We start from the raw sequence: 24,352 nt of genomic DNA on the forward strand, positions 1-24,352 counted from the left end.
GTTAAGTCGCGACAGAAAACACGCCTGCATGAGGCCGCCCGGCCAGGCCGCCTCATGCATTTGCAGCTCTGGAGGACAGATCAGGCCATCCACCAGCGCTCGATGAACCGGATGCTGTCCAGATCCCACATTTCCGAGACCCGCTCGGGGGTCTGCACCTTGGTGCTCATCGCCGAGACATACTGGCCAAAAGCCGGGATCAGCGCCCCACCGTCGGTCTGGCACAGCTGCTGCATTGCGCCATAGATCTCGGCGCGCAAGCCCTGGTCCAGCTGCGACCGGCCTTCGGCCAAGAGCTGGTTGAAGCGCTCGTTTTTCCAGCTGGTGTCATTCCAGTCGGCGGTGGCGGCATAACCGGCAGAGAACATCAGATCCGGTGTCGGACGCCCCCCCCAGTAGCTGCAGCAGAAGGGCTTTTGCAGCCAGACGTTGGACCAGTAGCCGTCATCGGGCTCGCGCGCGACCTTCAGATTGATGCCCGCGCCCTTGGCCGCCTCGGAGAACAGCACAGACGCATCCACCGCGCCGTTGAACGCCGCATCCGCGGTGTGCAGCGTCACATCCAGGCTGCTGAGACCGGACTTGGTCAGGTAGTGCTTCGCCTTGTCGGGATCATAGGCGTGCTGTTCCAGCTCGGCATTGTAGTAGGGCATGGACGAGGCAATAGGGTGGTCATTGCCTACCGTGCCAAAGCCCTTCAGAACCTTCTGCACGATCGCCTCGCGGTCGATTGCGTGCTTCAACGCCAGGCGCACGTTCACGTCGTCAAACGGCGCTGCGGTCACCTGCATCGGCATGGTGTAATGCAGGGTGCCGTTCTGGGTGTGGATCTTGATGTTGCGGTTGCGTTTCAGCAAGTGGATGGTCTTGAGGTCCGGGCGGTCGATCAGATCGACCTCGCCGGTCATCAGCGCGTTCATCCGTGCCGCCGGATCGCCAACCTTCAGCAGCACCACCTTGTCAAAATGGGCGCGGCCCGCCTTCCAGTAATCGTCGCGACGCTTCAGTTCGATACGCACGCCCGGCTCAAAAGCCTCAATCACATAGCCGCCGGTACCGATCCGGCTTTCAGGGTCGATTGAGCCATCTTTGTCCTGCCGGATGGTCAGGTGGTAGTCATTGAAGATGAAAGGAAAATCAGCATTGCCGTCTTCCAGCTCAAAGATCACCACCTTGTCGCCGTCGGCGCGGATGTCCTTGATCTGCGCCAGCAGCGGCTTCACGCCTGACTTGGAGTCCGGCCCCATATGATGACGGATCGAAGAGATCACATCGACAGCCGTGACTGTCTTGCCGTCCGAGAATGTGGCGTCATCGCGCAACCGGAACGTCCAGACACGCGCGTCCGGGGTCGCCTCGTAGCTTTCGGCGAGGTCCGGCTGAGCGGAGCCATCCGGGGCGATCTCCACCAGGGTCGAGAACACCGCATAGCTGGTGGCGAACATGAAGTCGTTTGCGTAGGTCGCCGGGTCCAGAGAATCCGAAGTGCTGCCTTGGGTATAGCCCACCCGCAGGGTTCCGCCCTTCTTTGGCTCTGCGGCGTGGGCGCGGGTGTTCAGACCCAGCCCCAGGGCCATCCCGCCCGCCGCGGCGCCCGCGAGAAAACCGCGACGGGTCGGTGCCGCCAGGGCGGTGGTGGTCTTCAGCATCATGTTCCTCCTCCTTGGGAAATGCCTCTTTGCAGCGCCTTACACTGCAAGTGTGATAGATTTTGAACGGGTGTAGGCATCGAGCCCCTCCAGCCCTTTTTCGCGGCCGAACCCGGATTTCCGGTTGCCGCCAAAGGGCAGCTCGATCCCTCCCGCCCAATAATCGTTGACGGTGACCTGCCCCGCATCGACACGCTGTGCCATACGCAGCGCGGTGGACATGTCTTTGGTATAGATACCGGCCGCCAAGGCAAAATCGGTGCCATTGGCAAGGCTCAAAGCTTCTTCTTCACTTTCAAAGATTTGCACGGCGAGAACGGGGCCAAATATCTCTTGCAGCACCGCATCATCGCTCGCGCTGAGGTTATCCAGAATGGTTGGCTCGTAGAACCAGCCCTTACCGGTTTCCGGGTCCGTGGCCGTGTTGCCACCGGTGACGATCTCGACACCTCGGGCGCGAGCGCGGTCGACGTGCCCCGCGATCTGCTCCAGATGGCGTTCGGAGTTGACGGCCCCCATGTCCGGGTTGCGCAGCCCATGGCCAAAGCGCAAGCCTTGCGCCTTTTTGACCAACCGTTCCAGAACCTCGGCGTGCAGGTCTCGGTGGATCACCAGCCGCGAGCCGGCGGAGCAAATCTGCCCAGAGTTCGAAAAAATGGCCCAGAGTGCGCCCTCGGCCACATCTTCCGGATCGGCATCGGCGAAGGCGATGAGCGGCGACTTGCCCCCCAGCTCCAGCGTGAGCCCAGTCACATTCGGGGCCACGTTCTGCATCACACCCACGCCGGTCGCAACCGAACCAGTGAAGGTCACGTGCCGCACCCGAGGGTCGGTGACCAGCGGCGCACCGGCCTCGATGCCGGTGCCGGTGACCACGTTGACCACCCCGGCAGGCACGCCCGCACGCAGCAGCAGTTCGGCAATCATCAGCGCGGTAAAGGGCGTGGTTTCCGCCGGCTTCACAACCGCCGAACAGCCCGCCGCCAGCGCCGGGGCAATGCCGCGTACCAGTGTCGAGGTGGGATAGTTCCACGGCACGATATGCGCGGTCACACCCACAGGCTCTCGCAGGGTGAAGGCGGCGTTTCCGTTGCCAAGGTTGACGCTGCGCCCGTCCAGCTTGTCCGCGGCACCTGCGTAGTATTCGAACAGACGTGCCGAACCCGCAACGTCCCCCTGCGCCTCAGCGAGCGTCTTGCCGCTGTCGAGGTTTTCGACCACCGCCAACCTGTCCGCCTCGGCGCGCATCAGGCGCGCCGCCTCGTTCAGGATGGCGCAGCGACGAGCGGGCGGCGTGTTGCGCCAGACCTCGAAGCCTTCAGCGGCGCTGGTCACGGCGCGGTCCACATCGGCCGCGGTGCCGGCGGCAAAATCGGCAAAGGCTTCGCCTGTGCCGGGATCGAAGCTTTCCATGCGGTTGCCGCTGTCGGGCGCTACGAATGCGCCATCGATGAAATGGTCGCGCGGCAGATCCGGCAGGGTGCCGGTTTCGAAATAGGTGGAAATCATCCGGTCGGAGGTCATCATGCGTCCTCGCTGCATTTGTAGGTGGATTTGGCCAGCCACTCGGGGCAGATCTCGACGCCCCAACCGGGGGCATCACTCACAACCGCCTGACCGTCCGTGATGGTGAAGGGATCGTTGCGGAACAACTCGCGCTGCCAGGGATAGTAGTCGTCGCCCTCGATCGAGAATTCCAGATAGCGGCCGGGATTGGGCACCGCGCGCAACAGATGCATGGTGAACAGCGTCACCAGCGACAGGTTGGCCGCATGCGGGGTGCAGGGCAGCCCGGCGGCATGGCCCATGCGGGCGACCTCCATGCAGCGCACCATGCCGCCCAGGTACAGAATATCGGGCTGAATGATGTCGACCGCGCGCATCGCAACGATCCGCTTCCACTGCTGCAGGTCCCAGTCCTGCTCGCCACCCGCCACGTCGATGGACAATTCGCGGGTGACTTCGGCGGTCTGCTCCAGCTCCCAATATGGGCAAGGCTCCTCAAAATGTTCGTAACCGTTGGCCTCCAGCATCCGCCCGACCTCGATCGCGCGGGCGGGGCCAAACCCCGAGTTGCCGTCGACCAGCAACGCCGCATCCGGTCCCATGGCCTTGCGGATGGCCGGGATGATCGCCTCGGTCCGTCCCTCCCATTCGTCCCGATCCTGGCCGCATTCGGCGCCGACCCGCACCTTGAAGGCATCAAAACCATAGTCATCGCGCAGGCGTTGCAGGCGCGTGGCCTCATCCTCGGGCGTGATGTCGCGCCGCATCGAGGAGGCATAGGCCCGCAGCGGCCCTGCCGAGCCGCCCAGCAGTTCGGCCACGGGCTTTCCCGCCGCCTTGCCGCGCCAGTCCCATACCGCGGTGTCCAGTCCCGCCATGGCCCGGCGCAGATAGGTTCCAGGGAACTTGTGCTCGCGCAGCGGAATCTCGGCGATCACGTCCTCCAGCGCATCCATACCGCGCCCCAGCGCCCAGGGCGCCACCTGCCGGTGCAGGATCTCGCAGGTCAGATCGCTGCTGTAGGTGGACACCTGCCCCCAGCCGGTGCTGCCGTCCTCTGCGGTGACCCGCACAAAGCCGACCAAAGGCGTGCAGAAGGTTTCAATCCGGCGGATCCGCGGACCGGTGTCGTCTTTGCCGCGAATGTTGGCGACCGGCACTGCGCCGGACATGGAATAAGGCGTGCTCATGCGTCCTCCAGAATGAGATCAGCGGCGCGGTACGCCAGCATCATGGTCGGGGCATTGGTATTGCCCGAAGTCAGATTGGGAAAAACCGAGGCATCGACGACGCGCAGCCCCTGCACCCCATGCACCTTCAGCCGCGGGCTGACCACCGCGTCCTGCGCATCCCGCCCCATGCGGCAGGTGCCGACAGGGTGAAAGACGGTGCCGCAACGCTCGCGGAAATCGTCCAGGATCTGCGCATCGTCCATACGCCGCAGATCCGGCTCCATCGCCGAGTCCACCAACCTGTCCAGTGCGGCAGTCGTAATCAGTCGCTGGCACAGGCGCCCGCCGGCCACGACCTGCGCACGATCCTCCGCGGTCGCAAGCGAATTGGGGCGGATGCGGGGCGGGGCCGCCGGGTCGGCAGCACTGATGTCGATACGACCACGGCTGGTGGGGCGAGCCGGCTGGAATCCGATAATGAAGCCCGGAAACGGGTCCGGCTGCACCACCGTACGCCTGCCGTTCGGCGTCGTGGTATAGGTGACCGGGTTGAAATACAGCTGCTGGTCAGGGTGGCGCTGATCCGGGCCGGAGCGGAAATAGCCGCCGCACTGATTGACCGACAGGGCCAGCGGTCCACGCCGGGTCAACGCATATTGCAGCGCAGCGCGAACCTTGCCTGTGAAGGGGCGCAGCATGTTGTTCAATGTGGGTTCAGTTGCTCGGAAATAGTAGTTGATGCCCAAGTGGTCCTGCAGGTTTCCACCCACATGCGGCGTTGCAAGTCGCGGCGTGATCCCATGAGATTTGAGAACCTCCGCGGGGCCAATCCCCGACAGTTGCAAAAGCTGCGGCGAGCCCACGGCCCCGGCCGAAAGAATGATTTCACGACCAGCTTTCAGGGTACGTCGCTTGCCCTTGTGCAGCACCTGAACCGCAGCCGCGCGTTGACCTTCGAAAACGATCCGCTCTGCCAGTACCCCGGTCATCAGCGCGACATTGGAGCGCCTCAACGCCGGTTTCAGGAACGCCCGCGCCGAATGCATCCGACGGCCGCCCCGCGTGTTGATCCGATAGATCGCCGCGCCCTCGTTTTCAGAACCATTGATATCGTCCGTGGACGGCAGACCAAGTTCCTGAGCAGCCGCAAAGAAATGCCGGTTTGCAGGATGGATCTGATCCGAGACATCCTGAACATGCAGCGGCCCTTCGCCCTGCAACGTCCCGTCCGCATCGCTGCGGCTTTCCATCGCTTCGTAGGTCTGGCGAACAGTCTCCCAATCCCAGCCCTCTGCCCCGGCGTCGGCCCAGTCGTCGAAATCCCGGGGCAGCCCGCGGGCATAGACCAGCGCGTTTATCGCGCCGGAGCCGCCGACCACCTTGCCCCGTGGCCAATACCCGCTTCGCCCTGCGAGGGCTTCTTCCGGTTCGGTCTGGAATTTCCAGTTGACCTTGGGGTCAAAGAAAGTCTTGCCGTAGCCCAGTGGTAGCGCAATCCACGGCGACCAGCCTCGACCACCGGCCTCAAGCACCAAAACCTTGTGACGTCCCGAAGCGCTCAGCCGGTCCGCCAGCACGCAGCCGGCGGATCCTGCTCCGATGATGATGTAGTCGTACTCCGCCACTGCGCCCTGCCTGATACTGCTGTTGTCGCACGACCGTTACAAACCTCTCGGTCAAATCCAAAACGAAAAAAAATTCGTGATAGCCTTAAAAAAATTCGCAGAACCGATAATGTAGGGAAATGTACAAAGAGCTTCCCCCCTTGCCTTGGCTTCGTGCCTTCGACGCCAGCGCCCGCCTCGGAAATTTCACCCTCGCCGCCGAGGAGTTGGGCCTGACGCCCTCTGCAGTCAGTTATCAGGTACGGGGCCTTGAAGCGCAGCTCGGTCACAAGCTTTTTCGACGAGAGCGCAAGGCACTTGTGCTGACGCGGCTGGGTCAGGCCTACAGGCCAGTGGTGGCCAAGGCATTTGCCGATCTCGATGCCACTACCTCAAACCTGTTTGGCAAGGGCGCCGAGGAAGAAATAACCCTGCGCTGTGTCAGCTCACTAAACTTGCTGTGGCTGGTCCCCCGACTGGAGCATTTCAGAGCCGCGCATCCGGACAGTCGCCTGCGGGTTCTGTCGGCATCCTGGGCCGAGCTCGCGGATGGCGAGGAGATCGACGTCGATATCCGTTACGGCGATGGCAACTGGACTGACGGGGAAGTGTTGCCGCTTATGACCAACGAAGTCATCGCTGTCTGTGCCCCTGCCCTGCGCACCCAAGGTGGCCCAAGCGCACTGGCACAGGGGCCGTTGATAGAACTGGCGGGCGTCGTCGACACATGGCGGCATTTCTTCGCCCTGCATGCTCCTGATTGCCAGATGGACGAGCCTGCCTACAAGGTTGACCAGTCCCTGATCGCGTTGGAACTGGCAAGCCGTGGTCAAGGGACCGCCTTGGTGGCCGAGGTCTTTGCCAGACCCTACCTGGAGCGTGGCACACTTGTGCAGGCCAGCGAACTTACGCTGCCACCGCGACAGGGGCACTATCTGGTGCTCCCCAAGGAACGCAATCGGTTCCGGCCGGAAGTTTCCGCGTTGGTCGCGTGGCTACAGGATCAGGCCAGCTGTTCCGCAATTGCCTGAACTTGAACGACCCGGAATCATCTTGCCCCGACGCCCGTCAGCGAAAGTCTGACGAGGATGCCAACTCGACAAAGGCTTTGACCAACCGAAGCCGCGCCCTGTCTTTCGGTGCAACAACCGCAGTCTCATGCGTATGCGACAATTCGGCGACGGGCAATTCCACCAACCCACGCGCGATCAATCCGCTGTTGCCAAGGAAGATGGCGACGCCAGCGCCCTGCAGCACCGCCTCGCACATGAGCGGAAAGGTGGTGATCTTTATGGTGCGATGAAACTCGCACCCGTGTTTTGCCAGTGCTTCGCGGACCACGCGTTCCGTCAGTGAGCCGCTTTCCGGCAGGATGACCGTTTCCTTGGCCAGATCCTCGAACCGCAGCACTTCGCGGTTTGCCAGCGGCGAGGACGGGTGCAGATAGGCGGCATAGCGAACAGTCTGGACCGGAACCCGCTCCCAATCGTCGGTTTTTGGGGGATCGGTGATCAACCCGACATCCGCTTTCCTTTCCCGCAGCAATCGCACTGCCGTCGTCCATGCGTAAACACCAAAGTCTATCTCGACATCAGGGTAGCTTTGCCGGAACAGGCTGATCGCCCTGAGAGCGGGCAGAGGGGCATTCGCAATGACCTTGATGTGTCCGCGCGCCATGGCTTCAAAGCCCTCAAGACGCTCGCTGATTTCGGAATCCAGCGCGACCAGACGGTCGGCGAGATCATAGAACTCCTGCCCTGTTCGCGTCAGCGAAATGCCATCCCGGCTGCGCAACAACAGCTGCGATCCGACCTGTTTTTCCAGTTTAGCCACATGTTGCGTAACCGCGGATTGCGACACCCCGAGCCGCGTCGCCGCGGCCGAGAAACTGCCCGCGCGCACGACGTAGGCAAAGGCAACGAACTGGTGATGGTTGGCGCGCATGGCATCGGTCCCTTTTGGCCGCACTCCTAGCTGCCATTAGTCTCACTTATATGACGTCACAAAAGTGAAGGCTCAGCTTCTTACACCGCCTCCATCAGACGGAGGAATCAGATGACCGAGCTGAGCATCGTGAACGTGACGAAGCGCTTTGATGAGACGGACGTGCTCAAAGGTGTTTCACTGGATATTGCAGACGGAGAGTTCGTCTCTCTGGTCGGCCCGTCCGGCTGCGGCAAATCCACCTTGCTGCGTATCATCGCCGGGCTGGAGGCACAGACCAGCGGCGATATCCGAATTGCGGGCCAGTCGGTTGTCGACCGACGGGCCGCCGATCGCAACCTTTCAATGGTCTTTCAATCATACGCGCTCTACCCACATCTTAGCGTTGCGGACAACATTGCCGTGCCGCTGAAGATGCGCCGGTTGAGCAGGCTCCAGCGCCTGCCCCTGGCGGCTCGACTGCTGCCGTCGGGTCGCGCCGCTAGCCGCAAAATCGAACACGACGTCCATCAAGCGGCGAAGATGCTGGAGATCGAGCATCTCCTGAACCGCAAACCTGGGCAGCTCTCGGGCGGGCAACGCCAACGGGTTGCCTTGGGGCGGGCGCTGGTCCGAGAGCCCGCGGCCTTCCTGCTGGACGAGCCGCTCTCCAACCTCGACGCCAAGCTGCGGGTGCAGACCCGGGCTGAAATCGCGCAGCTGCATCGACGACTGCGGGCCACCTTTGTCTATGTGACCCACGATCAGGTGGAAGCGATGACGATGTCGGACCGGATCGCGGTGATGATGGGGGGGCGCATCCTGCAATGCGCGACACCTGAAACCATTTACGAAGATCCTGACCACATCGACGTGGCGGAGTTCATCGGCTCTCACAAGATCAATATCCTCCCCGTGGAGATCTCTGATGACGGCCAACTGCACCTGTTGGACCGCCGCTTGGATCTCTCGGTCGTCGGCGCCGGCCGCGGCGTGGGCTCACTGGGCCTACGTCCCGAAGCGCTGCGGCTTGCGGGTGAGAACGCCCCGATCCGTGGCCATGTCGTACACCGCGAAAACCTTGGCGCGGAACTCTTTGTACAAATCGAAGTCGCAGCTTTGAAAGAGCGTGTCACACTGCGGGCCGACCCCGAGCAACGCCGTGCGCTTCAACTTGGCTCACCGGTGGGGCTGGAATTCGATCCTGCAAAAGCTCTGCTGTTCGATCCCCATGGCAAGCGCCTGCGGCAGCTGCGCCCGACATTCGCCGCAAAAACCGAGGTCGCGTAACATGCCTGCACCTGACGTCCCATCCGCCGGGAAGCCGAGCACGCCCCTGCAGCCCCGCGCCCATTCCGCCCCGGAGGTCAGAGATTATCGAGCGGCTTGGATCCTGACGGGTCCCGCGCTGATCCTGATGGTCCTGATCCTGCTGGTACCGGTCGCTATCGCGGGGTTGCTCTCCTTCACCGACTACTCGCTGGGCAACGACAGCTTCAACTGGATCGGCAGCGCGAACTACGAAAAGCTGTTCACGCGCGCCTCCTACGAAAAGATGTTCGTCGCAACGCTGACGTATGTTGTCACCGTCGTACCCCTATCCGTCGCCTTGGGACTGGGGGCGGCCATTCTAATCCACTCTCTGGGGCGGTTCGGCGCCCTCTACAAGACGATCTATTTTCTGCCCGTGATGGCCACGCTGCTGGCGATGTCAATCGCCTGGGAGTTCATGCTGCACCCAACTATCGGGATGCTCAACCGGACGCTGGAACTGGGCTGCGGGACGTTTCTGGAACGGGTCTGGCCCTTCCTCGCCAACGGCTGCGCGGATCGCTTTCCGGTCTGGCTCGGAGATAAGCGTTACGCCATCTGGGTGATCTGCTTCATCGGGGTCTGGCAGGGGTTCGGCTTTAACATGGTGCTCTATCTGGCCGGGCTGACCTCCGCGCATCGTGAGCTGTACCACGCTGCGGAAATGGATGGCGCCCGATCCGCATGGGACCGGTTCCGTCTTGTAACCTGGCCAGCGCTCGGCCCCACCACCGTTTTCGTTGTCACCATCACCTGCATCCGCGCCTTCCAGGTTTTTGACACGGTCGAAGCCTTCTGGCCCCAGGGCGGCGGGCCCAACAAGTCAACCTACGTGATGATGTTCGCCATCTTCGAGAAAGGCGTGCAACAGAACCTGATCGGGATCGGCTCCGCCATCACCATGCTGTTTCTGACGTTCGTCATGTTCCTGACCCTCATCCAACGCTGGCTGGTCGAAAGAAAGGTCCATTACTGATGACACGCGACTGGTGGAAACATCTGATCCTGACCCTTGGCATGATCGTCGTCATCGCGCCCTTCTACCTGATGGTCAGCTATTCTTTCAAATCCCCCGGCGAAATCGAGAGGGGGGAAGGCGGCTTCTTTGGTCGGCAGGAGCTGATGGTCGATGAACGCTGTGTCAGCCTGCGCGCACCTGACCGCAAGGATATCGCAGCAGCCAGCCAGCGCTTTCCCGGCCAGACCGAAAATACGATCCGAACCGCTCTGATCGCCGAGGCGAAGAGCGCCTGCTCCATGCGGCCGGTTGTGTTCAATTACACCAAGGCGTTCTCGGAAGCGCCATTGCTGCGCTACCTGCTGAACGGGATCGCGGTGACGGTGTCGATCTTCCTGATCCAGGCAGTTGTGGCGCTCCCTGCGGCCTATGCATTAGCCAAGCTGAAATTCTGGGGTCGGGAGGCGGTGTTCGGCCTGGTGCTGTTCTGTTTGCTGATCCCGGTCCATGCCATCGCGCTGCCGCTCTACATAATCCTGGCGAAACTCGGTCTGACCAACACCTATGCGGCGCTGGTGGTGCCGTGGACCATCAGCGTTTTCGGGATCTTCCTGATGCGGCAGTTCTTCATGACGGTCCCCGATGACCTGATCGATGCCGCGCGCATGGACGGGATGGGCGAGTTCGCAATTGTGTGGCGCGTGATGTTGCCCACGGCAATCCCCGCACTGCTGGCCTTCGCCATCTTCTCGATCGTTGCACATTGGAACGACTACTTCTGGCCGCGCATCGTGGTGACAGGCAACCGGGATCTGTTCACCCCGCCGCTGGGGCTCCGCGAATTCAAGGGAGACGGTGACGGATCCTACTTTGGCCCGATGATGGCCACCGCCACCGTCATCGTCACGCCGCTGATCGTTGCCTTCCTGCTGGCACAGAAGCGGTTCATCGAAGGCATCACCCTGAGCGGAATGAAATGATTTGCGGGTGCGGCACGCGCCGCGCCCTCCCGAAATCCCGACCGGGATCATAGCAGAGCGCGCTTTGCCAAACTCCTGCGCTCCAATCCAGGAATGAGAGGAAGAGTTCCATGAAACCCACCCTGCCCGCAATCGCCCTTGCGGTATCCGCCTCCGTCGCGATGGCCCAGGACACCGTGACCATCGAGTTCGCCTACCCCTACAGCCACCTGTTCGACGTCACCTACGAGGCGATGATGCCCGAGTTCAAGGCAGCACATCCCAACATCGAGGTGAAGTTTCGCGCCACTTATGACTCCTATGAGGACGGCACCAACACGATCCTGCGCGAAGCCGTTTCGGGAAACCTGCCCGACGTGACAATGCAGGGTCTGAACCGGCAGCAGATCCTGGTCGAAAAAGGCATCGCCAAACCGCTGGACCTGTTCATTGCCGACGAAGCGGATTTCGCCAAAGACGGCTATCACGATGCCATGCTCTCCCTCTCGACCTTTGACGGAGCGGTCTATGGCCTGCCATTTTCGGTCTCGCTGCCGGTCGGTTACTACAACATGGATATCCTGCGCAAAGCAGGGGTCGACGCGTTGCCCGAGACCTGGGACGAGGTCATCGCAGCCTGCGAAACCATGAAAGCCGAAGGGGTAGACAACCCGATCTTCTGGGGCTGGAACGTTACCGGAAACTGGTTTCTGCAAGCGCTGATGTGGTCGCAGGACAAGGCGATCGTCGAAAACGGGGCCGTGACCATGGACAGCCCCGAGGCCCTGGCAGCCCTCCAGCAGATGCAGGAGATCTTCACCCGTTGCGACATGCAGAACCTGGATTGGAAAGCCGCTCTGGCCTCCTTTTCCGCCGGGGAAATCGGCATGATGTTCTGGTCGACGTCGGCTTTGGGCGCTGTCGAACGGTCGCAAGGCGACTTTGAGCTGGTCACCGGCCCCTTCCCGGGCATGGGGACACCCCCTAAGGGACTGCCTGCTGGCGGCAACGCAGCGATGATGACCTCGACTTCCGACGATCCCGAGGTGCAAAAGGCAGCCTGGGCCTGGCTGAAATTCATCACCTCGGGCAGCGGCGCAGCCGAAGTTGCCAAGACCACCGGCTACATGCCGCCGAACAAAGCCGCAAACGAGGTGATCCTCGCCGACTTCTACGAACGCAACCCCAACAAGCAGACCGCAGTGGACCAACTGCCGCTTCTGCGCGATTGGCAGGCCTATCCCGGCACCAACGGGCTGGCCATCACCCAGGTGATCTATGACGGGATCGAACGGATCGTCACCGGCGACGCCACCAACATGGAAGCGCTGCAAGAAGAGCTGGTCGACGAAATCTCTGACCTGCTGCCGAACAGCTAATGATACAGCCCGGCCGCGCCAAGGCCACTTGCGCGGTCGGGCCCTCGAGTGACCAGAGCAAACACATGAAAATCATTCACATTTCCGATATCCACCTGACCGTCCCGGGCGAAGAGATGGGCGGCCTCGACCCGCATGCGCGCTTTGAGCAGGCGCTGAGCCATGTGGCCGAACACCACCCCGACGCTGCCCGGATCGTCATCACTGGTGATCTGGCCCATTGGGGAGAGCGTGCGGCCTACCAAGCTCTGAAAACGGCCATATCAGGTCTGAGCATCCCCGTCCGCCTGATGATTGGCAACCACGATGACCGCGCCCAATTCCGTGCCGTCTTTGACGATCACCCCATCGATCCGCACGGATTCGTCAATCATGCCGAAACGGTCGGCGAAACCCGTTTCATCTACCTCGACAGCGTGGGCGAGCGAACGCATGCAGGTCATTTCTGCGCTGACCGTCGCGCTTGGTTGGCGGCCGAACTGGAAAGCTGCACGCGTGCCAGGATCTTCCTGCATCACAACCCGATGCCGCTGGGGCTGCCTGCCGAGGACAAAATCGCACTTATCGAAGAGCACCGTACGCCACTTCATGCGCTGATCCGCCAGCATGCTGCGAAGATTGACTACATCCATTTTGGCCATGTTCACGCGCCTGTTCACGGCGTCTTTGCAGGTGTGCCGTTTGCCAGCGTGCCATCGACCGGCAACCAGTCGTTGCCCGACATGAACGAGAGCGAATTTCTGCAAGGCGCGCCGATGGCACCCGCCTATTACGTGATTTGCACTGAAGGAAAAGACACCACGATACTCCAAATTCCCTTTGCCTGGGATGGACCGATCACCCGAACAGGCACCGGATGGGAGGATTGGGCCAAACCCACCGTGGCTGCTGAATAAAAATTCGGCACGCACGGCTGATATCCGCAGGAACCCGTAAATTGCGATACACGTCCGGGAGTTGTTGGGGTAACGGAACTTCATGGATATCGTTGTCGTCACCACAATTATCGCTTCGTTGTTTCTTGTAATTGGCGTGGCCGAACCGCTGGCCGCACGACTGCGATTGCCTTACAGCGTGATCCTCGCTGTTTTTGGCAGCCTGATCGCAATCGCTGCGGCCTTTTTCCTGCATACCGAGCTGACCGACGCCCTGAATCCGGTGGCAGAAGCAATTCTCGGCCTGCCGATCCGCTCAAATGTGTTCCTTTACGTGTTTCTGCCAACCTTGTTGTTCCAGGCCACACTCGGCATGGAACTGCGGCGGATGCTGGATGACTGGGTGCCGATCCTCATGCTGGCCGTGGTGGCGGTGGTCGTCGCCACCCTCAGCGTGGGGTATGCGCTGGCTTGGGTGAGCGCCCTGCCGCTCGCCGCGTGCCTGTTGATCGGCTCCATCGTTTCAACCACGGACCCTTCTGCAGTTGTCTCGATCTTTCGGTCGATCTCTGCCCCACGCCGACTGGCGCGCATCATCGAGGGCGAAAGCCTTTTGAACGATGCCGCGGCAATTGCGCTGTTCGGGTTGTTCATGGGGTTCGTCATGCTGGGGCTGCCTGATCCCGATCTGGAAGAGGCCCTGGCCCGGTTCCCGCTTCTGATCCTGGGCGGCGCGGGAACCGGTTGGGTATTGGCGCGCGCCGCGGTCTGGATCATGGGACTGTTCCGGCGTCACGAGCTGGCGCAGGTCTCCATCTCCGCCGCCCTGCCCTACCTCGCCTATATCATCGCGGAGCAAAGCGTCGGCGCCTCCGGCGTCATCGCGGTTGTTGCCAGTGGTCTCACACTCAATCTCACCGCGCCCGGGCGGTTGCCGCCGCAGGCCTGGGCAAACCTGCGCGAGCTTTGGGATGTGCTGGCCCATTGGGCCGGGGCGTTGATCTTCATCCTCGCCGCGTTGTTGATCCCGCGCCTGCTGGAGAAGGTTTCGCTACAAGAGGTCTTGCTGGTCGGCGTGGTGGTCATTGCAGCAATCGCTGCACGGGCTGTCATCCTGTTTGCGCTGCTGCCGCTTTTGACCAAGGTCAAGCTGTCCCCGAAAGTGGAACGTCCCTACCGGGTCGCGATCCTCTGGGGCGGGCTTCGCGGGGCGGTCACGCTGGCGCTGGCCCTGGCCGTGACCGAGAGCTTTCGCGTCCCCGCGGAGATCCAACGCGTGGTCGGCATCCTCGCCACCGGGTTCACCCTGTTTACACTGTTGGTACAGGGCACCACCTTGCGTTGGGTGATCGGGCGCCTCGGCCTCGACCAGCTGTCCTCGATTGACCAGGCGCTGTCCCGCCAAGTGGTCGCCGTGGCGCTGCAGACAGTGCGCGAAGATATCGCGCAGACCAACGAGAACTACGAACTCAACCGCGAAACCGTACGCGCCGAGGCCATCCAGTTTGGCGAGCGTCTTGAAGCCGCCGTGAAACGGGCCGAGGACAGCGCCGATATCCTTGATCGCGACCGGATCACCCTTGGGCTGATTGCGCTGGCGGGCCACGAGCGCGACAGCATTCTGGCGCGTCTGCGCGAACAGACGATTTCGGCACGCATGGCTGAAATGGCGCTGGCGAATGCAGACCGCCTGATCGAAGGTGCCCGCTCGCAAGGGCGCAGCGGATACCAACGCGTCGCAAGGCGCAATCTTGCTTATGGCCCGACGTTCCGGATCGCGGGCTGGCTGAATTCCCGGCTTGGCATCTCCGCACCCTTGGCGCGGATCACGGCCGACCGGTTTGAACTCCTGCTGTCTCAACGGCTTATCCTACGTGACTTGGGAAGCTTTATAGACAACCGCATCCGCCGCATTCACGGCCGCCGGGTCGCGGAACTGCTGCACGAGTTGTTGACGCGCCGGGTGGACGCAGTGGAGACCGCTCTCGACGGCTTACGCCTGCAATACCCCGGCTATGCCGAGCAGCTGGAACGCCGCTTCATCCGCCGCACAGCACTGCGGCTTGAGGAGCGCGAGTACCTGTCGATGCGCGAGGACGGGTTGGTCGGAGCCGAGGTCTACATGTCGGTTATGCAGGATCTGGAGGCGCGGCGGGCCAAGGCCGAAACACGCCCCCGGCTTGACATCGCGGTGCAGAAGACCGCGCTGGTCCGTCAATTTCCCCTCTTCGCCGATCTAGACGAGACCGCAACCCGGCGCCTGGCACGGGTTCTGAAAACGCATTACGTCAACGCAGGGAAAGTCATCCTGCGCAAGGACACGCCGGTGCGCAGCGTCTATTTCATCGCCTCCGGTGCCGTGGAGGCGGAAACGGCCGGCCAGGTCGTGCGATTGGGCCGGGGAGACATGTTCGGCCAGATGGCAATTCTAGCGAGGAAAACTCTCCCCACCGAGATCCGGGTCATTGCACCGACAACCCTGCTGGAGCTGGACGAGAACCGCTTCCGCCGCCTGCTGAGCCGCAGCAAGACACTCCGTTCCGCCGTTCAGGAAAGCGCCAGGAAGCGCGGTGTCAGCCTGCCGGACCTTGGTTGATATACCCCACGCTGGCCGCCTTGCGGGGGCAATTGACAAACCAGCCGCCAACAGCCAAATGCCGGGGATGAAATACTCCGCCCAACTTCCGCTTGCCTGCATCAGGACCGTTCTTGTCCTGCTGTTTCTGGTTGCGGGTGGGCTGGGTGAGGCCATTCGACAACCGTATACGCCGGTTGTTCCCAAGGTCGAACAATTGCATTCGGCGACGCTGCAACTGGCAAGCGTCACCGCCAAGGAACGATCGCAAATCCAGCGACCGGACCAGGCAGCGTCAGCCAACGGCAACGCGGCTGATGACGCCCACCTGACCCAGACGGCTGCGCAATTCCCGCCCGTCGAGCGGCTGCTGCTACTGGCCGAAGCCCGGGCACCGCCGCTCTTCGCGCGGACACTTCGCCGGGCAAATCGCGCCCGAGCGCCCCCGGTCGACATGATCTGACCGCGCACCGATCCGCTCCTGTCTGTGACAAGGGGCGCATCGGTGTTTGCCTTCCTCAAAACTCATACGGAAACCGGCAGGGGGACGCGGGGCTATCCGCCCAACTCTGCCGTGGAGAGATCATGCAAAGACCAACCTTTTTGAGACGCCTCGGCGTATGGGGCATCTGCCTGCTCTGCCTGTGGCTCGCCCTCCCCAACGCCTTTTACGCGCAAATGGACGCGCAGGATACCGACACCAGACCCACCGCGGAAACCGCCTGGCAACGCCTATTACCGTCCGGACTGATCAACCTCGGCCTTGACCTGCGCGGCGGCGCACATCTGCTCGCCGAGGTGGACGTTACCGGCGCAATCGACCAGCGCCTCGCCGCCTTGTGGCCAAGCTTGCGCGACGCGCTGCGGGATGAGGGCGGCCGCACGGTTCAGGTTCGCAAACTCACCGCGCCATCCGGCGTTATGCGCGTCGCTGTCACACCTGCCAGCTTCGCCCCGCGGGCACGGGACGTCGCAACGCGCTTTGCAACCCGCGTCGCGGGGACCTCTGGACCGAGCACCCCGGATCTGGAGATAACGGCCGAAAACGGAATTCTGGAACTGCGCTACAGCGCCGTCGGCAGAGACGCCCTCGCCAACCAGCTGGTAACGCAGAGCCTCGAAACCGTGCGACGCCGGATCGACGAGGTCGGCACCCGAGAGCCTACAATCGTTCGACAGGGTAGCGATCGCATCCTGATCGAGGTTCCGGGCTTTTCTGATGCGGACGCGCTGAAGGCACTGATTGGGACCACTGCGCAACTCTCGTTCCACGCCGTCTTGCCAGCGAGCGAAACCGCAACGGGCGACGCCTTGATGCTGCCGGATACAACGAACCCCGCCATCACCTATCGCGTTGACCCAAGGCCGGTGGTGTCGGGCGAACAACTGACTGATGCGCAGGCAAGCTTTGATCCGAACGGGCGCCCGGCGGTCTCCTTCCGGTTTGATACAGCTGGGGCCCTTGCGTTTGGAGACTTCACCGCCGGTCACGTCGGCAGCCCATTTGCCATCGTGTTGGACAACACCGTTCTGTCAGCGCCAGTCATCCAGTCGCATATTGCCGGTGGCAGCGGCATCATCACCGGCCAGTTCACGGTCGAGGAAACATCGCAGCTCGCAACCTTGCTTCGAGCCGGTTCCCTGCCGGCGGAGCTGACATTCCTGGAAGAAAAGACCGTTGGCCCGGAGCTGGGCAGCGACAGTATCGCAGCCGGTGTGCGCGCAGCCTTGATCGGGCTGGCCGCCGTCTGTGCCCTGATGGTAGCCTGCTACGGTGGCTTGGGTCTGGTTGCCGTGGCCGCGCTGGCCATCAACATGGTGATCCTCATCGCCGTGCTGACCCTTGTGGGGGCAACCCTGACCCTGCCGGGCATTGCCGGCATCGTCCTGACACTGGGAATGGCGGTCGATGCCAATGTCCTTATCTTCGAGCGGATACGCGAGGAACTGCGCCGCGAACGCAACCTGTGGCGGGCCGTCGGCAACGGCTTTGACAATGCATTTTCGTCAATCCTGGACGCCAACCTGACCGGACTGCTGACTGCCGGGTTGATGTTCTGGCTCGGCGCAGGCCCGGTGCGTGGCTTTGCGATAACCTTGGGGCTGGGCATTCTGGCTTCCATGTTTACGGCTCTGGTCGTCACGAAACTCACCCTGCAAAGCTGGCTGGAGTGGCGTCGCCCAAAGGTATTGCCCATGCGGGGAATCTTCGGCTTTCTTGAGCGGCGCCATGTGATCGACTTCTTCCGGCTGCAAAAGGTCACTTTCGGTGCCTCGCTCACAGCCGTGCTGGCCTCGCTCCTGATTATCGGAATGCTCGGGTTGAACCTTGGCATCGATTTCACCGGCGGCACCAGTTTGCGCATCGAAACACCGCATGCATTACACCTTGATGCCTATCGTGACGTGCTGAACAACATGGGCTTGGCCGATGTCTCTGTCACTGAGGTGTTTTCAGCGGGCAATGTCGACAACGCGAACGTCGCCAACCTCCGCCTCGCCGCAGCAGGCGAGGAAGGGGCGGTGCTATCCTCTGATCAATTGCAGGAGGTCCGCGCTGCGTTGCTGACCGTCGATCCGGACATTCGCTTCACCGCAAGCGAAAGCATCGGGGGCAAGGTGTCACCAGAACTGGTGCGCGCGGCCGTGCTGGCAATATCGGGCGGTGTTCTGTCGATACTCGGCTACGTCTGGATGCGCTTTGAATGGCAGTTTGCCGTGGGGGCCGTCATCGCGCTTGGGCATGATGTGTTGCTGACGCTGGGCCTGTTTGCCTTGCTCGGTCTGAAGGTTGATCTGGCATTCGTGGCCGCGCTCCTCACCATCCTTGGATATTCGATCAATGACACGGTGGTCGTCTTCGATCGGGTGCGTGAAAACCTGCGGCGCCACGGTGCATTGCCCTTGCGCGACGTCCTGAACCTGTCCGCCTGCGAAACGCTGAGCCGCACGATCCTCACCTCGGCAACCACATTGGCAGCCTTGTTGGCCCTGCTGGTGTTCGGCGGTGACGTCATCCGCAGCTTTGCGCTGGCCATTGCTTTTGGTGTTGTGGTGGGGACCTATTCGTCGATCTATGTCGCCAAGAACATTGTTCTGATCCTTGGGGTTGACCGGAGACACCCGGAAGCCCGCAGACCGAAAGGCAAATTCGACCACATCGAAGCCTAGCCTTCCTCTTGTCCGCAACATCAAGTGGGCAGGCTGCCGAAGCAAAGGTCAATTGTCATCTGACAAGCCCGACCTGGCCCTTCCGGGCGCGCTGACCAAACACGCGAACGGCAATTCATGTTGCTGTTCGCTTTCGCCTCCCCTTGCCGACGGCTCGGCCAACCTTGTCGACCCAGCCCTTCCGCTTCCAATGCTGCGGAAGGGCAGTGTTTCGTCAAAGAGGGCGCCGCAGCACGCCTGCCGCTGGCAGCAGGCCAACCTCCGTCTGTACCGGCTCAGCGCGATGGTTGAACCAGAACTCCTCCGTTGCAGTGCGGCGGGTTCGCACCCCTTCCGGCATTGAGCGCAAGGCCAGACCCGCCGCCTCCGCCAGAACCGCGATCAGACGGTCAAGCCCGGCTGCGTCGAGCCAGCCTCCACAATAGGTCTGTCGACCCTCCCGAAGCGCAACCGGAGCACCGGCCTCCGTTTCCAACACCACCTTGGCACGGCCCTCCAACTCCTCCAGATAGAGGTGCGCAGCGCCGCCATCCTTCAGCGCAACCGGCATGTCGGGCCGCAAGCTCTCGACCCGGGACACCGTCACATCCAGCCCCGGCAGCGCGGGGGGCAGCGGGTCGGTGGGAATGCTGAAATGCCCGTCCCGCGCGCCGCTGCGGGGACCGTACAGGATCTCAGCTCCGCTTTCTGCAAGCGCGATCTTCAAATCCTGCGGCATATACATCAGCCCCGGCGCGAGGATCAGCTTATATCCAGTGAAATCCCGAGTGTCGGGCGGCAGGATGTCGATCGTCTGCCCTGCCCGGCGCAGCGCCTTGTAGTGATCAAGGATCAGCTGGAAATAGCTCAACCCAGCCCCGTGCGGCTGCGTCGACCAGGCCCAGTCCGCGTCATAGTCGAACAGGATCGCCACCGGCGCCGGAGCAGGCTGAACCACGGGTGCCTCACGCAATTCCTGCGCCACCTGTCGGGCTTCGGCGATGGCAGGGGCATCCTTGCTGTCCGGGCGCAGGAGACCCGCATGCATCTGTTCCTGCGCGAAGGGCGCCTGCCGCCAGCGAAAATAGCAGACCGCCTCCGCCCCGTGGGCAAAGGCTTCCCAGGTCCACAGCCGCACCATCCCCGGCAAGGGCGAAGGATTGTAGGGGGCCCAATTGACTGGGCCCGGTTGCTGCTCCATCACCCACCAGCGGCCGCGGCCAACCGCGCGGTAAAGATCGTGATGCAGCGCCTGAAAGTCGGGATCGCCTTGCCGCGCATACCGACGCTGCTCTTCCGCAGTCGCGCCCACGCGGTCCTCGAGGAAGCCAAGAGGATAGCTGTCCCAAGTCGCGATCTCCAGATCCTTGCCAACCTTGAAGTGGTCGAATTCCGTCACCCGCCCCATGTAATTGTGCGAAACAGGTGCGTTGGAGAATTCCCTGATGATCTCAGCCTGCGCGCGGTTGAAGGCTACCACCTGGTCCGAGCTGAACCGTTTGAAGGCAAGGACATGCGCCGGGTTCGGCTCGGTCACGGTCAGGTTCGGCAGGCCGATCTCGTCAAAGCTGCGGTACTCCATCGACCAGAAGACATTGCCCCAGGCTGTGTTCAGCGCACCGATGTCGCCGTCAAAGGCTTCCCGCAGCCAGTCTCGGAAAGCGGCCTTTGCGGCATCGGAATAGCTGATGACCGTGTCATGGCAGCCGTATTCATTGTCGGTCTGCCAGGCCGCCACATGCGGATTGGCCCCGTAGCGTTCTGCCATCAGGCGGGTGATCCGTCGGCTTTCGCCAAGATACCCCTTGTGGCTGAAGCAATAGTGCCGCCGCGAGCCGAATCCGCGCGCCCGGCCCTGTTCATCCACGGCGAACATGTCCGGGTGCCGCTCTGCCATCCAGCGCGGGGGGGTCGCGGTTGGCGTGCCCAGCACAACCTTGAGACCCTGCGCCCCAAGCGTTTCAATCGCGCGGTCGAGCCAGTCCCAGTGCAACTCGCCCGGGGTCGGTTCAAGCTTCGACCAGGAGAATTCGCCGATGCGGATCCACGTGAGGCCCGCCGCCGCCATGCGGGCTGCGTCTTCGGCCCAGATCTCCTCGGGCCAATGCTCAGGATAATAACAGGCGCCTAGGGTTCGTTTCATGGCCGTCTCACAGGATAACTTGGTGTTCACGCTGCCCCACCGCAGAAGTCGAGGCGGTGAAGGTCTGGCCAGCGGGTGCTGCATTCACCCCCTCAGCCGCAGTGGTAATGTAGAGTGTGGACAGATCGGTCCCGCCAAAGGCCGGGCAGGAGGCCTGCGGCGTGGGCACCGCGACAGTCTCGAGCAGGGTGCCCTCGGGGCTGTAGCACGCCACGCGGCCGATGCCCCACTGCGCATTCCACAGGTTGCCGCCTGCGTCCACCACCGCACCGTCCACGCCAAAATCTTCGCCGCTGAGGTCGATATGCACCTGCGCTTCCCCCTCGGGCCAACCATCTTCTGCGGCCAGCGGCTGGCGCATGATCTTGCCGACAGCGGTATCCGCGTAATAGGCGCAAGAACGGTCCGGCACAAAGCAGATGGCGTTGGAAATCGTCACATTCGGGACCAGCTTGCGCAGCTCGCCGCGATAGTAGCGGTAGATGGCCCCTGCCCCCGGCTCTGCATGGAAGCCCATGGTCCCGATCCAGAACCCGCCCCAGGGATCTGCGCGCCCGTCGTTGGAGCGGGTCACCGGGTTGTCAGCCTCAAGCGGGCAAATCAGGCTGCGCTCTCCGGTGACGAGGTCAAACCGCCAGAGGCCGGTCTGGCTGGCCATCAGCAGGGTCTCATGATCGACCCAACCCGCGGCAGAAACGCATTCGTCGAACTGCCAGACCTGCTCTTCCCCATCCTCGACCGTCAGCAGCCGCTTGCCCAAAATGTCAAACCAGAACAGCTGCTGACGCTCCGGGTGCCACAACGGCCCTTCGCCCAGCGTGCAGGCAGTGGTGTTGTAAACCACAGCGGTCATGCGAAAACCTCGTCATAGGCGCGGACCATGTCTTTTGCATTCGCAACAACGTCTGCGACGGACATGCCGGGCTTGAACAGGTTGGACCCGATGCCGAAGCCGCTGATGCCCGCGGCCTTCCACTCGGCGAAATTCGCCGGTCCGACACCGCCCACGGCATAGGTCGCCGCGTCCGGCGGCAGCACCGCTTTCAGCGCCTTGAAGCCGTCGAGCCCCAGTTTGAACGCCGGGAAGAACTTCAGCCCATCGGCGCCCGCGCGCAAGGCCGTGAAGGCCTCGGTCGGGGTGAAGACGCCGGGGAAAGAGAGCATGCCGGAGGCTTTGGCCGCCTCAATGACCTCCGGATTGCAATCGGGCGAGACAACCATCCCGGCACCGATTTCCCTGAGGCGCGCGACCGATTGCCGATCCAGCACGGTCCCCGCCCCGATCAAGGCCCGGTCCGACGCATGGCTGACCATCTCCGCGATGCTGTCAAAGGGCTGGGGAGAGTTCAGCGGGACTTCGATCCGGGTGATCCCGGCGGCGATCAGCGCGTCAGTGACGGGCAGCGCCTCCTGCGGTGTCAGCCCCCGCAGGATGGCGATCAGGTTGCGGCTCATCAATCTATCCTCGCATCATTTCCGCCCGGGCCGCGCAAAGCCCTGCCAGCGTTACAGTTTCTGCGTCTATCACCGCTGCCTCAGCGTCCTGTAACCTCAGCGCCGCAGCGTAGGCCTGCGCGATTTCATTTTCGCCAACGATGACCACTGGCCTGCCCTGCCATTCATCGCGCACCGCGGCGACTTCCATGCCAAGGATGTAACCGGAGGCGCGTGATCGCGCTGCTACCGGATCAAGGTCGCTCAGGAGAGCGCCGGCGCGCAGGCCAAACAGCGCATTGGCAAGACGGCCCGGACTGGCCGCACCATCCCTGCAACCCGCTTCGAAAGCCGGAGCATCCCAGCCTTCACGCGCCAGCGTATGCCCCAGGACGGAGTGGTTGCACACCAGCTGAAACAGCTCCCCCGACAGGAACGTGGCAAAGCCGGTGATTTCGCGGTTCCGAACCGACACCCATTTCGTATGGGTGCCAGGCAGGCAGATGACCCCGTCAAAATCCGGTTGCTGCGACAGCACTCCGGCAATCTGGGTCTCCTCTCCACGCATCACATCTGCAGGGTCGGCCTGTTTTACCCCGGAAAGGATATACACTCTGAGCCGGGCATCCTGCGTCTTGATCTGCGTCGCCGTGCCAAATGATGGTGGCGGACAAGGCACGCGGACGTAGGGGGCTTCCATCCAGCCCTGCCGGGAACCCGCCATGCCGCAACAAATCACATCTAGGCGTCTGTCAGGATCCAGATAAGGCTTCAGCAGCGCCAGAAGTGTCGGTTCGTATTCCCTCGGCTTCAGGTTCGACATTCCCATGTTCGAGTCGATCCGGCCCAGCGGCGCGCCATCTGCACCAATCGGCCAGAGCCGCAGGTGCGACGTGCCCCAGTCGGCCGAGACCCATGAAACCGCCTTGCGATCCGCGCCAATCATCCCGACACCACGACGCCACCGTCAACCACCAACGCCTGACCCGAAATCATGCGGCTGGCCTTGGAGGCCAGGAACAGCGTCGACTCGACAATGTCCTGGGGTGCGAGGTGATCCTTCAGACACTGGCGCTCCAGGTGCGCAGCCAGCGCCTCGGGGGTGGCCCATTTGTCGAGCTGCTTTTCGGTCAGCACCCAGCCCGGTGCCAGCGCGTTCACCCGGATGCGATTAGCGCCGAATTCCCGCGCGAGGCTTCGGGTCATGCCGTTGATGCCGGCATTGGCCGTGGTATAGGCTGGGTAGCCCGCGTTGCCCATCATGTAGCTGATCGAGGTGAAGTTCACGATCGAGCCACCGCCCAGTTTCTGCATGCCCGGCAGCACGGCTTGGCAGGCAAAGAAATACGCCTTGAGGTTGATCGCCTGTGACCAGTCCCAGAATGCCTCGTCCACCTCCAGCGTCGCGTGGCGCTGGTCGTTCGCGGCGTTGTTGACCAACACGCCGACCGGGCCATGCGCCTTGGCCGCCTGATCAATTGCCGCCTTCAGGGCCGAAATGTCGGTGATGTCGCATTGGATGAACAACGGCCTGTTGCCGGTCTCCTCTGCCATTCGATCAGCGAATTCAGTGGCATCCGAGCGCCCGACAAAAGCCACCTTGGCGCCCTGGCGCAGGAAGCCCTCGGTCAGGGCCGCACCGATGCCCGAGCCTCCGCCAGTGATGAAGACAGAGGCGCCCTGGAGGTCGCGGAAAGTTGCGTTCAGGTCCATG

General features: G+C 62.5%; 19 protein-coding genes. 9 read left to right on the forward strand and 10 right to left on the reverse strand.

Translation table 11 applies throughout. The annotated features are described in order from the left end of the window. Window positions 1-80: 80 nt before the first annotated feature. From ACZ52D_RS17610 to ACZ52D_RS17625, 4 genes are read right to left on the reverse strand one after another with little or no spacing between them, the layout of a single operon-like run. Window positions 81-1,649 (reverse strand): ABC transporter substrate-binding protein, encoded by a 1,569-nt coding sequence (locus ACZ52D_RS17610; protein WP_464443570.1) that lies wholly within the window; start codon window positions 1,647-1,649, stop codon window positions 81-83. A 39-nt stretch (window positions 1,650-1,688) separates the two neighbouring features. After that, window positions 1,689-3,173 (reverse strand): aldehyde dehydrogenase family protein, encoded by a 1,485-nt coding sequence (locus tag ACZ52D_RS17615; RefSeq protein WP_464443586.1) that lies wholly within the window; start codon window positions 3,171-3,173, stop codon window positions 1,689-1,691. Next, window positions 3,173-4,345, reverse strand: a complete 1,173-nt coding sequence (locus ACZ52D_RS17620) for a mandelate racemase/muconate lactonizing enzyme family protein (protein WP_464443571.1) — start codon at window positions 4,343-4,345, stop codon at window positions 3,173-3,175. Before ACZ52D_RS17620 ends, ACZ52D_RS17615 begins: the two co-directional genes overlap by 1 nt. After that, window positions 4,342-5,952, reverse strand: coding sequence for a GMC family oxidoreductase (locus ACZ52D_RS17625; RefSeq protein ID WP_464443572.1), 1,611 nt, complete (start codon window positions 5,950-5,952; stop codon window positions 4,342-4,344). Before ACZ52D_RS17625 ends, ACZ52D_RS17620 begins: the two co-directional genes overlap by 4 nt. A 119-nt stretch (window positions 5,953-6,071) precedes the next feature. Here ACZ52D_RS17625 and ACZ52D_RS17630 point away from each other — a divergent pair, with 119 nt between their 5' ends. Further along, a complete protein-coding gene (locus ACZ52D_RS17630; RefSeq protein WP_464443573.1) occupies window positions 6,072-6,962 on the forward strand; it encodes a LysR substrate-binding domain-containing protein in 891 nt (296 codons plus the stop codon). A 37-nt stretch (window positions 6,963-6,999) separates the two neighbouring features. On the opposite strand, the gene ACZ52D_RS17635 is transcribed toward ACZ52D_RS17630, so the two are convergent. Beyond that, on the reverse strand, window positions 7,000-7,875 hold the full coding sequence (locus tag ACZ52D_RS17635) for a LysR family transcriptional regulator (RefSeq protein WP_464443155.1): 876 nt from the start codon (window positions 7,873-7,875) through the stop codon (window positions 7,000-7,002). A 111-nt stretch (window positions 7,876-7,986) separates the two neighbouring features. Between ACZ52D_RS17635 and ACZ52D_RS17640 the strand changes: the two genes are divergently transcribed. From ACZ52D_RS17640 to secD, 8 genes are all read left to right on the forward strand, one after another. After that, window positions 7,987-9,144: an ABC transporter ATP-binding protein gene (locus ACZ52D_RS17640; protein WP_464443156.1), complete on the forward strand. Its 1,158-nt coding sequence runs from the start codon at window positions 7,987-7,989 to the stop codon at window positions 9,142-9,144. A gap of 127 nt (window positions 9,145-9,271) precedes the next feature. Further along, complete coding sequence (locus ACZ52D_RS17645) at window positions 9,272-10,141, forward strand: carbohydrate ABC transporter permease (RefSeq protein WP_464443157.1); 870 nt, start codon at window positions 9,272-9,274, stop codon at window positions 10,139-10,141. Beyond that, entirely contained in the window at window positions 10,141-11,103 is a 963-nt protein-coding gene (locus ACZ52D_RS17650; protein WP_464443158.1) for a carbohydrate ABC transporter permease, read from the forward strand. Before ACZ52D_RS17645 ends, ACZ52D_RS17650 begins: the two co-directional genes overlap by 1 nt. A gap of 110 nt (window positions 11,104-11,213) precedes the next feature. After that, the gene (locus ACZ52D_RS17655) at window positions 11,214-12,461 is read left to right on the forward strand and encodes an ABC transporter substrate-binding protein (protein ID WP_464443159.1); all 1,248 of its coding nucleotides are present in this window, start codon (window positions 11,214-11,216) and stop codon (window positions 12,459-12,461) included. Between the two features lie 65 nt (window positions 12,462-12,526). After that, window positions 12,527-13,357 carry a metallophosphoesterase gene (locus tag ACZ52D_RS17660; protein ID WP_464443160.1) on the forward strand — a complete coding sequence of 277 codons (831 nt, stop codon included), beginning with the start codon at window positions 12,527-12,529 and terminating at the stop codon, window positions 13,355-13,357. An 82-nt stretch (window positions 13,358-13,439) separates the two neighbouring features. Beyond that, window positions 13,440-15,932 (forward strand): cation:proton antiporter, encoded by a 2,493-nt coding sequence (locus ACZ52D_RS17665; protein ID WP_464443161.1) that lies wholly within the window; start codon window positions 13,440-13,442, stop codon window positions 15,930-15,932. Window positions 15,933-15,999: 67 nt separating this feature from the next. After that, complete coding sequence (locus ACZ52D_RS17670; RefSeq protein ID WP_222455535.1) at window positions 16,000-16,374, forward strand: hypothetical protein; 375 nt, start codon at window positions 16,000-16,002, stop codon at window positions 16,372-16,374. A gap of 122 nt (window positions 16,375-16,496) precedes the next feature. Further along, window positions 16,497-19,082: a protein translocase subunit SecD gene (gene secD, locus ACZ52D_RS17675; protein ID WP_464443162.1), complete on the forward strand. Its 2,586-nt coding sequence runs from the start codon at window positions 16,497-16,499 to the stop codon at window positions 19,080-19,082. A gap of 214 nt (window positions 19,083-19,296) precedes the next feature. Here secD and ACZ52D_RS17680 read toward each other — a convergent pair whose 3' ends face one another. From ACZ52D_RS17680 to ACZ52D_RS17700, 5 genes are read right to left on the reverse strand one after another with little or no spacing between them, the layout of a single operon-like run. Continuing rightward, entirely contained in the window at window positions 19,297-21,204 is a 1,908-nt protein-coding gene (locus ACZ52D_RS17680; protein ID WP_464443163.1) for a beta-galactosidase, read from the reverse strand. 7 nt (window positions 21,205-21,211) lie between these two features. Beyond that, complete coding sequence (locus tag ACZ52D_RS17685) at window positions 21,212-22,057, reverse strand: SMP-30/gluconolactonase/LRE family protein (RefSeq protein ID WP_464443164.1); 846 nt, start codon at window positions 22,055-22,057, stop codon at window positions 21,212-21,214. Then, complete coding sequence (locus ACZ52D_RS17690) at window positions 22,054-22,659, reverse strand: 2-dehydro-3-deoxy-6-phosphogalactonate aldolase (protein ID WP_464443165.1); 606 nt, start codon at window positions 22,657-22,659, stop codon at window positions 22,054-22,056. The genes ACZ52D_RS17685 and ACZ52D_RS17690 overlap by 4 nt, the downstream gene beginning before the upstream one ends. Before the next feature lie 4 nt (window positions 22,660-22,663). Beyond that, window positions 22,664-23,584 (reverse strand): 2-dehydro-3-deoxygalactonokinase, encoded by a 921-nt coding sequence (locus ACZ52D_RS17695; protein ID WP_464443166.1) that lies wholly within the window; start codon window positions 23,582-23,584, stop codon window positions 22,664-22,666. After that, a complete protein-coding gene (locus ACZ52D_RS17700) occupies window positions 23,581-24,351 on the reverse strand; it encodes an SDR family NAD(P)-dependent oxidoreductase (RefSeq protein WP_464443167.1) in 771 nt (256 codons plus the stop codon). The genes ACZ52D_RS17695 and ACZ52D_RS17700 overlap by 4 nt, the downstream gene beginning before the upstream one ends. Window position 24,352 lies beyond the last annotated feature (1 nt).

The sequence above is a fragment of the Leisingera sp. S2M4 genome, from assembly GCF_055398055.1.

Coding starts and splice junctions, on each gene's coding strand:
- ACZ52D_RS17665 (WP_464443161.1), top strand. CDS start 13,440: ATGGATATCGTTGTCGTCACCACAATTATCGCTTCGTTGTTTCTTGTA.
- ACZ52D_RS17670 (WP_222455535.1), top strand. CDS start 16,000: ATGAAATACTCCGCCCAACTTCCGCTTGCCTGCATCAGGACCGTTCTT.
- ACZ52D_RS17630 (WP_464443573.1), top strand. CDS start 6,072: ATGTACAAAGAGCTTCCCCCCTTGCCTTGGCTTCGTGCCTTCGACGCC.
- ACZ52D_RS17620 (WP_464443571.1), bottom strand. CDS start 4,345: ATGAGCACGCCTTATTCCATGTCCGGCGCAGTGCCGGTCGCCAACATT.
- ACZ52D_RS17635 (WP_464443155.1), bottom strand. CDS start 7,875: ATGCGCGCCAACCATCACCAGTTCGTTGCCTTTGCCTACGTCGTGCGC.
- ACZ52D_RS17700 (WP_464443167.1), bottom strand. CDS start 24,351: ATGGACCTGAACGCAACTTTCCGCGACCTCCAGGGCGCCTCTGTCTTC.
- ACZ52D_RS17615 (WP_464443586.1), bottom strand. CDS start 3,173: ATGACCTCCGACCGGATGATTTCCACCTATTTCGAAACCGGCACCCTG.
- ACZ52D_RS17660 (WP_464443160.1), top strand. CDS start 12,527: ATGAAAATCATTCACATTTCCGATATCCACCTGACCGTCCCGGGCGAA.
- ACZ52D_RS17690 (WP_464443165.1), bottom strand. CDS start 22,659: ATGAGCCGCAACCTGATCGCCATCCTGCGGGGGCTGACACCGCAGGAG.
- ACZ52D_RS17650 (WP_464443158.1), top strand. CDS start 10,141: ATGACACGCGACTGGTGGAAACATCTGATCCTGACCCTTGGCATGATC.
- ACZ52D_RS17610 (WP_464443570.1), bottom strand. CDS start 1,649: ATGCTGAAGACCACCACCGCCCTGGCGGCACCGACCCGTCGCGGTTTT.
- ACZ52D_RS17640 (WP_464443156.1), top strand. CDS start 7,987: ATGACCGAGCTGAGCATCGTGAACGTGACGAAGCGCTTTGATGAGACG.
- ACZ52D_RS17695 (WP_464443166.1), bottom strand. CDS start 23,584: ATGATTGGCGCGGATCGCAAGGCGGTTTCATGGGTCTCGGCCGACTGG.
- secD (WP_464443162.1), top strand. CDS start 16,497: ATGCAAAGACCAACCTTTTTGAGACGCCTCGGCGTATGGGGCATCTGC.
- ACZ52D_RS17655 (WP_464443159.1), top strand. CDS start 11,214: ATGAAACCCACCCTGCCCGCAATCGCCCTTGCGGTATCCGCCTCCGTC.
- ACZ52D_RS17685 (WP_464443164.1), bottom strand. CDS start 22,057: ATGACCGCTGTGGTTTACAACACCACTGCCTGCACGCTGGGCGAAGGG.
- ACZ52D_RS17645 (WP_464443157.1), top strand. CDS start 9,272: ATGGTCCTGATCCTGCTGGTACCGGTCGCTATCGCGGGGTTGCTCTCC.
- ACZ52D_RS17680 (WP_464443163.1), bottom strand. CDS start 21,204: ATGAAACGAACCCTAGGCGCCTGTTATTATCCTGAGCATTGGCCCGAG.